Source organism: Pseudochryseolinea flava (genome assembly GCF_003286915.1).
GTDB classification, from domain to species: domain Bacteria; phylum Bacteroidota; class Bacteroidia; order Cytophagales; family Cyclobacteriaceae; genus Ohtaekwangia; species Ohtaekwangia flava.
In genome coordinates, this window is sequence record NZ_QMFY01000002.1 from 404,622 (window position 1) to 416,484 (window position 11,863).

Consider the following 11,863-nt stretch of genomic DNA (forward strand, 5'->3'; position numbering starts at 1 on the left):
TGTGCTTTTTCATTTGTTTACCACAGATGTTCGGTATCGGATAACCGAAAGAGAGTACGGAGGAAAAGCGTAAACGCGATCACGTGACAGCCTGATATCTTTTTCCTGTGGCCTCAGATTCTTTTCCCCAGGTTCTCCTGTTAGCGTAATTAGTTTCGCCGGCACTTCTCCCATGAGAAGCTCGTTTAAATTGATTTTTAAATCGCATTGAACAGGAAGAAGGTTCACCACTTTAATAATTACGTCTCCCGTCTTTCGATCATACACCACCGATGTACCAATTCTCTTCATCACAGCATTATCGCGATGATCAATAACCGTATTGGAAGATATGTATTCATTACCGCCATGCACGCTGAACATTCTCTGCACTTCATATCCAGGCGTTGTGGTCACACTTTGATTATTAAAATAAATCATGTCCGGATTCCATTGCGTATGTCCTTCCTTTGCGAGCAGTGGTGCATAGGATGCCATGGTAACAACATCACCATTGCGCTCCAGTGCCGTAAGATAAATTGCCTCCGACAACGCTGTTTCCAAATTGTTAGGTCGTCCAGGCAGATGTGATGCATATTCGCCTAGATATACTTTTGATTTCGATCGGTCATAACGATCATAAAAATCTTGATTATAGATAAACCACCCTGGGCTTTCGTAGTAGTGCTCATCTACCATCTCTAAACGCAACTGGTCCGCGAGCTTCCATCCTTCCACGTAATCGGTTCCTTGATAAAAGGGCCCGACTGTTCCAATGACGGTGATGTCCGGATATTTTCTTTTAACCGCTTCGTGAATTTTTACGAACCGCGCCTCGAACACGTCCGTAATCAAATCCTCATTGCCAATACCAATGTATTTTAGATTGAAAGGCTTCGGATGTCCTAATGCTATACGTTTCTTTCCCCAGGTTGTCTTACCATCACCATTGGCAAATTCGATCAAGTCAAGTATGTCTTGAACGTATGAGTCCATCTCGCTTTCGGGTATTCCACCTTGTTGACCGCCGACAGAATTTTGACAGGGAACTCCAGCAGCGACAACAGGAACAGGCTCCGCGCCTACATCTTCACAGAATTGAAAATATTCCAAATAACCAAGTCCCGCTGTTTGATGATATCCCCAAAGATTACGTTGAGGCTTTCTAGCTTCTAACGGTCCAATGGTATTTTTCCAATGATAAATATTATGAACACCATCACCGTGCGCCACACAACCACCCGGAAACCTGATAAAGCGTGGATGCAGGTCTGCGATGACATTTGCAAGATCTGCACGAAGTCCATTTTTCCTACCCTTAAATGTATTTTGTGGAAAAACAGAAATCATGTCAAGTGCGACTACCCCTGGCGTTGTGAATTCAATTTCAAACGATGCCTTGTCTTCATCAGCAGTAGCTTTCAAAACCAACGACTGCTGTTTCCATTTTACAGTTGATACCGAAAGTTTCTGCGTAGCCAATACTTCGCCATTTGGTCGCACTAATTTTACATTTGCTTGAACAACTTTTCCGTTCATTAATTTTGAAAAACATGAAAACTCGTAGGTCTGTCCTTTTCTAAGAACAATGCCGTCGAAACCAGTATTTCGCAACGCACCTGCCGAACCAACGTTAACCAACGCATGATGTTTATTATTGATGTGTATATAATGGGTTGTATCAATGATTACATTTACACCACCTGTCGATGACCATGAGTGCATTGCATTCCAACTCTTGTCACGCCCTTCCCTATCCGACAATGAATATTCAAAGTCACGATTCTGAATAAGTTCAGCATAAAGACCACCGTCGGCTGCGTAGTTAATATCTTCGAAAAACACGCCAACTAGCAAGTCACTGATTTCCTTTCGTCGATTCGGCTCAAGTGATATTGAACCCGTCACGGTTTTAAGATCTGGAAAAAGCGTTCCATACATCGATGAATTTTCACGGTATAATTTATGTCTGGCCTGTACGATTTCAACATGCTGTAATAATGCATTGACTTCAGACCATGCAACGCGATGAATTTGTCCACGAAGCACAGCGCCGTTAATGCTGACTTCCTTGCGTGAATCGGCCACGATTGGAGATTTCTTAAAATTATAAGTTTTAAAATCTGAAGTTGACGCAACGAAATATTCCCCTGCGCTATCCTTATAATCAATCGCATACTGATTATTCGTCTCTCTACGAACAGCAAGAACCGTGACCGTTTTACCGAGTGTAGTTTCCGGATAGTACTGTCTTCCCCATTGAATAAGATCATTCGACGACGCTTGAGCAAATACATTATCATGATCATTTAGCGTCCAAAAACAACGCCATACCGCCTGACGATCGCGGTATAAAAATGGATCATACATTTTCTTTTCTGAACCCCACCGCCCATAGTCAGATCTAACAAAACCAAAGTCATTGCCGATAAGATGCCAATCTTCACCGTTTTGGCTCCATGCAAACTGCAATCCAACGGAGTGGTTATGCGCTCCTGACGTATATGAAAACAGGAAAACGGAGTCTGGTGCACTAGGCGCTGCATTGACTAATTCTGTAAGAAAAACGGCGCAAAAAAGTATTACGATTTTATTCATGAACGATGATAGTAGATGTGATGAATGTGTCTATTGCTTGCTCCATTTTGCAACAAGCCGATCATACTCTTTCTGGGTAAGTGGCATGACCGTTCCATGTCGCGGATGGAAGTCCATTGAGACTTCGTTGTCGACAACAGAAAAATTCAAGAGATCATTACTTTTTGTAAACTGGTACTTACCTTTTCTGTACACATCGTACATCAGTATCCACGTGCTTGAATTATTCAATTTGAACAGCCCCGCGCCTTCAACAGATTCAGTGGTTTGATCGAGATATTGATCAAGCATCACAAATCCTTCGTTCACTTTTTTAGAGGTGGCTTTTTTTATTCCCGCTTCGCCACCTTCTGTTTTAAAGAACAGGTGATATTGATTGTCAAGAAACACAATGTCACCATCGATACAAGCCATTTCATTAGGGTGAAAGAAAAGCTGTTTTGGTGTCGTTGTTAACGCTGTAAAATCATCGTTAACATAAGCATAGTAAATTTTATCAGGTCCCTCTCCAAATCGCATCGACCAATACATCATATACTTTTTTGTCTCGCGATCATAAATAGTCTGCGGCGCCCAAACCCGGTTCACCTCAGCAAACTCAGGAAAGGTTTTAGGAATGTTGACGACAGCCGACGACCAATGAATAAGATCCGATGACTTCATCAACACCATGGCATGATTTGGCCCCCAGCCATTCTTCGCAACATACATGTCCGTTGCAACCATGTAAAACAACTTACCATCGTTGCTCCGTAGGATGTGAGGATCACGTACGCCGCCTGTACTGCTGATGTCCTTTGACAAAAAAATAGGGTCATTCTGATTGAGTGCTTTGTAATTCAAACCGTCTTTACTAAGGGCAAAACGTATTTGTTCTCCACCTTCGCCGTTACTTGTAAAGTAAGTAAACAAATACGCTGCGAACTTTTCAGAGCGATGTTGCGCTTCAGCCCTACTTAGGCATGATGTCAATACCAATAGAACGATTATACAAGTCTTCATTTTTCCTCTCTCTAAAATCATCATTAAAAATTAGGGAAGCCCGCCAAGGCAGGCCCCCCTTCCCAAACATTTATTGCGGAAGCATGCCAGACACTTTTATTTCTGCTATACTGAAAAAACCTTGACTTGCATTATTCCAATGTGCTTCATAGTTCTTCAAACAGCGAATACGAATGTATTTAACTTTCGGAGCATCTGGATCGACATTTACGACAAATCCGGCTTTCGCTAAATCTTTATCAGCGTCACTCTCTTGGTCTTTCGCTTGACCTGATGGCTTTGCAAATGTTCCAGAAGCCAACAGCGTCCAACTTTCATCTAAGGCTCCATTGCTGCTTGGATTGCTTGCTCCGTAGATTTCGTAATCTCTAATGGTAGAGAAAACATAATAAGATCCCCACCACTCCAAGAATGGATAAATCTTGATTTGCGTGACGTCTACATTCATACCAAGGTCGAACGTTATCATTTGTGGTGACGAGCCGCCTGTGCCAATATCGGTAAAGTTAGCACCGCCATAAGAGTTCTGAGCTTGACCATCCCACATGGCATCAATACCACCAGCCCCACCGTTGCCGAATGTATCGCCCGTGTAAAATGCTTCTTTAAAGTTAGACCGATCAAGTTCCTTTTCTACAAAAACAGGAACATCACGTGTTGTAAAAGGTGTGCTGAAAGTATCGATCGGAACCAACCCGTTGTTTCCCGCCAACGGACGATAAATTGTCTTCCATAAAAATCCATCATTAGCATAATCAAGCTTCGGTAAAACCGTTGTAGCCGCATTAGCGGGTGTTCTTACGATGGTGTCACCATTGGGTGTTTCGTAGTGAACTTCCATTGCTTCTGGACCAAGCTTCACATCAATGATATCCCAAATGATGGTCGTCGCAGCGTCATCGTACGCAATTGATTTGATTCGTCTGTTTGAAAGCGTATTGCGATACCGATCGCCGTATGACACACCAATGGCTGATGCTCCTACAGACTTATTTCCATTAGCATCGTATGTATGCAACACAAAGCTCTTAACGCCTTCACCGATATCGACAATTTCGTCGAAGATGTATCCAGTTCCGCCGCCATCAATTTCAAACTCCGCAGAGTCCTTATTGTTATCCCAAAATATCTTTGCTGTTTTAATTTTTGGATCAGCCGTCAACGTACCCCATACACGCACACGCTCTTTGCCTGGAAAGATAGCAACCGAGTCGAACTTACCGGGATAGACAATCTCACCATCCTTTGTATATTTTTTGAACTCGTCCCAATCGGAGCAAGATACCAGTAGCGCGACGCAGCCGATAAAAGCAAGTACACCGGCTCCTTTCATTTTACGCTTCAATAATATTTTATTCATAATGATTTTCTTTTGGGTGTTATCTAGGATCTCCAAACACTCTCAGTTCATCCACACTCTGAGAACCGAAGCCTGACCAGTTTTTCAAACACTTAATTCGAAGGAATCGAATCTTGGGAGCATCGAGGTTAGCTTCAAAGAAGAATCCATTCTTAGCTGCTTCAACATCAGAAGGTGTTTCTGTGAGGCCTGGGCTACCGGAAGGTTTCTTCATCTCGTAGCTGCCTAACTTTGTCCAGGTAGCGTCAAGTTCTCCGTTAGGATTCGGTGATGTCGATCCCCACAATTCAAAAAACCTCAAAGTAGTGTAGTCGAAGAACAATCCGGATATTTCTTGAAACGGTCTTATCCAAACTTTACTCACCTTCGCTTCTTTACCCATGTCTACCGTAACAACTGAAGGATTTTTGGAAATGTTTGCATCGAGCGTTGTGAACATCACTGGCCAACCATATCTGTTATCCCACATACCATGAACGACACCACCGTTCGATACCATTGGCGCGTCGCCGGGAAGCGGATAGCTACTGAAGCGAGAGCGTTCAATTTCCGTTTCATAAATCGGTGTGACATCGCGGTAGATCGTGTCCGTTAAATTGCCCCATCGATCTCTCACCGTAATCGCATATTCACGTTTGATCGTGTCCATCCCCGCTACTTGTGAGAAAATAGAATCTGTAGAGGTGAACACGCTGAGGTCATTGTTAACCTCCCATTCTTTTTGAACATTTTTCTCAAGAATCAAAACACCAACAGATGATTTTGTTTTGTTCACTGCAGAAAGCTTGTAGCCGCCGAATGCATTACGGATCTCAATACTTTCCAACACTTGCCAAATCGGCGCTTCGAGTGGTTTAACAATTACCGTGACCGGTTCAGACGCTACTTCTTGTCTGTTCACCGTAAACAACTTCACTTCATGTTCATTTTCATCGGCGAAACCCTCCACTACAAGCGAGTCAACATAATACGACGCTTTAACATCTACTTCACGTCCAGCAACCATGTATACTGCTTTTACATACAGTAAGGTTGGGTCAGCGGGCACCTCGTAGTGGATGGTTGCTTTTCCATTATAATTTTTCACAGTAGCCTCTTTTATCGGTAGTGGTGCACCTTGCGACGCACCCGAAGGTTCACGATAGCCAAGTTCTTCCGAACAAGAATAGAGCAGAAAGATCAATGCGATCGCCCCTGCATATATCAAATTGAATTTCTTCATTGTCATCATTAATTAGTTGTTGTTACCATCCTGGATTTTCTACTAGCCTTGGATTTTGGCGCGTATTGGCAATTCCTATTGGCCACAAGTAATCACGCGGTGTTACAAACGTTTGACTAAAGATGTGTGTCTCTCGATGATACGTAGCGCTCGTCGTACCTCTGTAATTCCAGCCTGTGATATCTTTGTTTAGTTCTTCGGCAGCCTTTCTCCATCGGCGAAGATCCCAAAAGCGATGGCCTTCGAACGCGAGTTCAATCGTGCGTTCGCGATGAATAATTTCGCGCAACCCTTCTTGCGTGGTGTACTTATCTGCATCCGTTGAGAAGTTTGTCCATGACTCAACAACACCCGCCAAACCTGCACGCTCTCTGATTTTATCAAGATATTCAATAGCTTCTGTAGACGCCGGTGATGTTTCATTCAGCGTTTCTGCATATAGCAAATACAAATCTGCAAGACGAATTTCCGGCCAAGGATAAGCTTTAAAGGTCACGCCAGTGTCATCAATGAATTGCATCTCCCAATTCACAAGCTTTTTCGGATAGTAGCCTGTCTCGTTCCATGCCGAGTTCGAAGGTATTCCACCTGGATCAGTGAACTTTGTTTGCGCATAATATTTAGTCTCGTCATTCGCCGCATCGCGCTTGTACCATATTCCGCCGTCGAAACCAAGGTCGGCATAGAAACGATTCTCACGATCGAAGTTTAATCTCGCTGTGACGTAGCCTTCTTTAATGTTTAGACGCTCAGCTGTAGTTGCTGTTCGAAGATCCTCGTAGCTAGCAAAGTCGAGTGTTTTATCTTCTTCAATCGGAACGCCATTAGCCGTGTAAAAAAGTTTGGCGATTTTTATGGGAACCTCCCAAGCGCCCGGCACGTTAAGTCTGTTCTTGCCTTTATCGCCTGTCAACACAGCTTGACATAAGTTCTGGTTATACCATTCGAACTGACTGTTTGTATTCCCCCAAATAATTTCGTCATTCCAAGGTTGAGAAACGGCCTGTCTAATACTGAGCTGCGTCTTCGCCGTATTTGAAATGGTAAATTGATCATCCTCATAGCGATGTAATTCGTGACCAAGTTGCTCTGCCAGATCTATCGCAGCTTTACAAGCATCACGTGCGCGCTGCCATTTCGTTGCGTCGTAACTCGAATTAAAAAGATTGACGCCACCCTTATCAACAAAATCGGCGAAGTCAGGATTGCCATTGAAAAGTGGGCTCGCCGCTGTCACCAATAGTTTTGCTTTCATCGCCAGCGCAATGGGCTTTGTAACGCGTCCCATTTCTTGCGATGCGATTTGAACTTGATTTGGCAATTTTGAAATCGCATCATCAAACAATCTCGACATGTAGTTCACGCATGAATCTACAGGTTGGCGTACAACATAATTTGAGGTGACATCAGCATCGATAGGCACATTTTTATCAATGATGGGAATGGGTCCATACATTCTAAAAAGGTGAAAGTGATAATACGCTTTCAAGAACGCTACTTCACCAAGCCATCGTACACGTGTATCAAGGTCTAAGTCAGGTACCTTATTTAAGTCGCTTACGTTCTCTATAAAAATATTGCATGCTCGAATACCTGCGAAAAGTCTCTTCGCGTATCCTCCTAACGCGCCATTGTTCCAACCTGTCCAAGCGTCTAACAACGGGGCATTGCTGCTTTGACCACCTTGTGCAAGCGCGAAAGCAAAATTATTGTTTAAGAACGTAGCACTGTTTGGTAGCCATATTTCGTCGCCAGCCATCATGCCAACGTTGTACCAGCCATCGCCATTCTTAGGAAGGTATGAATAGCATGTAAAAAGATATTTCTCCGTTTCGTTTGCCAGCGAGAAAGCGTGGTCGATCGTTGTGATATCGTCGGGCACAACATCGAGATAATTATCACATGACATCACGCTGAACGTTAATCCTATCGTCAACAGCCAAATGCCGAGCCGAAACGGCCGCGTTGCATTGGTCTGCTGCGTCTTAATATTTACGTCTATTTTTTTCATATCAATTATTTTTTTGTTTGATGACACATCATCAATGGGTACATCATTCATTAAAGATCTATTTGAACACCAAGCATGTACACGCGTTGCAGCGGATAGCCTAAACCATTTCCGCCCATTTCAACATCCCACATGTCGAACTTGCTGATCGCAAAAAGATTGTTCGCTGAGAAGTACACGCGTGGCTTAAGATTTGCCAACTTCTCGATTGATGGAAATGAATAACCGATCGTTACTGTCTTCAAACGAATAAAGCTTCCATTTCTCAACCACCATGTTGATGGCTGAACATTATTCCACTCGATCTGATCACTAAGTCTTGGCCAGAACGCATATGGGTCGCGATTATCTTCAGACCAGTGGTCGTCATGAATAACTTGGAGCTCTCCACTTTGCAGACCACGTCCGGCAATCATATCGCCTCGGTCGTTGAATCCGGCGAACTCTATAAAGGGCGCTGTTTTGATTGGATCGATAAAGAAAGATCTTCGCGCTGATCCTTGAAACATGAAACCGAAATCAAAACGTTTGTAAGTAATGGAAGGGCCAATACCATAAATAATTTCCGGAATCGTTGGATGTCCGATAGGCACCATATCGTCAGGTGTGATCCGTCCGTCACCGGTTATATCGCGATACTTGATGTCTCCTGCGCGAACGGTTTGATTCGGATCAAAAATTTGTACTGGCGAGTTTTCAACTTCTTCATCGTCAATAAAAAGTCTTTCTGCAATGTATCCCCACTGTTGACTGAAATTATGTCCACGGCGTGTCAAGTGTGCAAGCTCAGGGCCATACTGCAGTTCAGCTGTCTTGAGAATTTTGTTCGTTGAATAGGTGAACGTTCCCGATAGTGTGATATTAAAATCTGAAATCTGTTTGTTGTACATCATGCTGATGTCTACACCGCGTGTTTCGCCGGAACCATAATTGGCAGCAGGTGAAGTGGTCAACCCCTGTGCCGATTCGACATTAGGGTTTGGCAGATACATATTCGATCGTTCTGTTTTAAACGCGTTGACGATGAACGATAACTCGTTGTTGAACAAAGAGAAGTCTAGACCTATGTTGGTCTGCTTTGAAACTTCCCACGCAACATTATTATTCCCATAGCGAATAAAATCATAACCTGGTCTAAAATACAGTGGCGTTCCCATCTGATCACCAAAACGCGCACCAAACCCATCGGCGTTTGCGTTCACGTTGGAGAGATAAAAGAAGCGATCGTTAATATTACCAATCTGATCATTCCCCACTAAGCCGTAACTAAACCGAAGTTTTAAATCACTAACAACTGACGTAATTGGTTGGAAGAATTGTTCTTTCGAAATATTATAGGCTACACCTACCGAAGGAAAAAATCCATAGCGGTTGTTTTTCGCAAAACGCTCTGAACCATTATATCCAAAATTGAATTCGACCAAGTATCTGCTGTCGTATCCATACGTAGCGCGACCTGCAAGCACCGTGTTGCGTTGTGGTAATGATGCTGTTACCGTTCCTGAGTTACCTGACTCGAAGCTTGAAACGAAACCTGTCAAAAGTCCACCAAACTCGTGCTTGTTAAATGCGCGTGTATAGTTCAACGAGCCCTGCACATACATTTTCGACGTTACCTCTTTCGGAAATTCGTAGTAACTTAGGTATTCCGTTCCTGGCGCGTATAAGTCGTCGGCATCTCCATTTAATACAGATACAGCATACTCTGAAGGAATGATCGGATTAACAACGGCCTCATAATAAAACGGGTCGTATGCTCTCGCCACCGAGTAATACATGTAACGCTGGAGATATCCCATGGCACTTGCGGACAAACCTTGTGTAATGAATCCGAGATCTTGTTTGATCTCTATTTGAGGATTAACATTCGATTTCTTGTAGGTTTGATAGCCGCGAACCATTTCTGCGTATGGATTAATATACAGCGTACCGCCTTGTCCAGGTGTTGCTAGTTCTGTTGGCGCAGAACCGAAGAGCGGATGGTTTACAAACGGAAGTTTTGACTTTGGATAAACAGCCGGAAACATTACTGGGTTCGCGGAAAGTGCATTGATGAACGTACGCGCGCCGCCACCAACAGGTCCGATATAGTCATCAAACTGCGCATACAATCTCAAGATAAACTCAGTTGTCTTTGTAAAGTCTACCGTGATATTACTTCTGATCGCGTAATTCTTCAGTTTAATATTGCTATTGAAGTCGTTGAGTGGATCTACTTTCAAGATGCCGTTATCAACGTTGTAAGTTCCCGCGATATAGTAAGAAGATTTTTCGTCACCACCTGAAATATTCAAGTTGTAGCGCTGGTTTATCGTATAGTCTCTGATCAACTGATCAAGCCAGTTATTATTCGGATATAGATAAGGGTCATCACCAGCCGCCGTGTGTGCAATTTTATTTTCACTGTATGGAACACCATTATCATAGTTACGCGTGAGCGCAGCTTCGTTTGCGTCGCGCATATAAGATATATTGTCGGTGAGTTTATAATTTCTTGTATTGCTCGACATGGTGGTTTCCGCGCGGAAGTTGAAACGCGTTTTACCGGGTACACCTAATTTGGTGATGACGATAATCACACCGTTAGCACCACGTGATCCATACACGGCCGCAGCTGACGCATCTTTTAGCACAGAAAAACTGGCGATGTCATCCGTTTGAAGACGCGCTAAATCTGTTGGCGTCGACTCAACGTTATCGATAAGGATGAGGGGATCAGATTTACCGCTTCCGAAAGTTGATAAGCCTCTGATGTAGAAGGCTGCGTTGTCTGTACCTAGTCCGGGTTCGCCACTGGTTTGATACGCGATCATCCCAGAAACTCGGCCCGCAAGAGAGTTTGTTAAATTTCCTGTCGCACTTTTAAGCTTCTGAGGATCGACGGAGCTCACCGCACTTACGACAGATTCTTTACGCTGTACGCCATACCCGACAACAACAACTTCTTGTAGTGATGTAACGTCAGGCGCCATCGTGATATCGATCGAGGTTCGCTCACCCACCGTTATATCTTGTGTTACATATCCGATAAACGATACGTGGAGTACCGTTTCGGTTCCAGGCACGACAAGCTGATATGATCCATCAGCATCAGATTGCGTTCCTGTGCTCGTGCCGGCGATCGAGATACTTACGCCTGGCATTCCTGAGCCATTCTCATCAACCACTTTTCCGGAAATTGTTCTTCCAGAATTCTGCTGCGCATAACCAACAACGGTTATCAACATTAAAAAGAAAATGATCATCGCCCGCGCATCGATGCGAGAGAGCGAAAACCACCTTCGTGGCCAACAGTATTTAATTTTCATAGAGAGATTTGGGTTAGGTAGTTAAAATCTTTTCATTAATAAACTTTAGGTTTTGTGATATCTGTGCTTGCGTATGAACACAGCAATTCCAGGCGTCTTTTCAGACACAACACCTCAAACGTTTGCAGGTTTTTCTAATTTTTTTTAGCCTGCGGGGCTAACTGGAAAGTTTTTCGGCTGTGATCGGATGGCAATGCACGAATGGCAATCTGCCTCGAGGTTGGGTAAGCGTTGTCATGATTTGGATTTGGGTTTAATTGTAATAACAGTACAATATACACTTATTTTAATTCAAATGTACCTTTCACACTTATTTTTCAAACGATTGTATAATTAAATTTGGGCGAAATGGTCAATGACAGCCGCTGTGACCGCCAACGATT

General features: G+C 43.5%; 6 protein-coding genes. All 6 read right to left on the reverse strand.

What is annotated here, in order from left to right; genetic code table 11:
• Positions 1–9: 9 nt before the first annotated feature.
• On the reverse strand, positions 10–2,577 hold the full coding sequence (locus DQQ10_RS06950; protein WP_245970312.1) for an alpha-L-arabinofuranosidase C-terminal domain-containing protein: 2,568 nt from the start codon (positions 2,575–2,577) through the stop codon (positions 10–12).
• Positions 2,578–2,607: 30 nt separating this feature from the next.
• On the reverse strand, positions 2,608–3,579 hold the full coding sequence (locus DQQ10_RS06955; RefSeq protein WP_112746250.1) for a glycoside hydrolase family 43 protein: 972 nt from the start codon (positions 3,577–3,579) through the stop codon (positions 2,608–2,610).
• A 70-nt stretch (positions 3,580–3,649) separates the two neighbouring features.
• Entirely contained in the window at positions 3,650–4,939 is a 1,290-nt protein-coding gene (locus DQQ10_RS06960) for a DUF4998 domain-containing protein (protein ID WP_112746096.1), read from the reverse strand.
• Between the two features lie 19 nt (positions 4,940–4,958).
• Positions 4,959–6,161 carry a DUF4959 domain-containing protein gene (locus DQQ10_RS06965; RefSeq protein WP_165823822.1) on the reverse strand — a complete coding sequence of 401 codons (1,203 nt, stop codon included), beginning with the start codon at positions 6,159–6,161 and terminating at the stop codon, positions 4,959–4,961.
• 22 nt (positions 6,162–6,183) lie between these two features.
• Positions 6,184–8,172, reverse strand: coding sequence for a RagB/SusD family nutrient uptake outer membrane protein (locus DQQ10_RS06970; protein WP_112746251.1), 1,989 nt, complete (start codon positions 8,170–8,172; stop codon positions 6,184–6,186).
• 50 nt (positions 8,173–8,222) lie between these two features.
• Entirely contained in the window at positions 8,223–11,480 is a 3,258-nt protein-coding gene (locus tag DQQ10_RS06975) for a SusC/RagA family TonB-linked outer membrane protein (RefSeq protein WP_221409689.1), read from the reverse strand.
• Positions 11,481–11,863 lie beyond the last annotated feature (383 nt).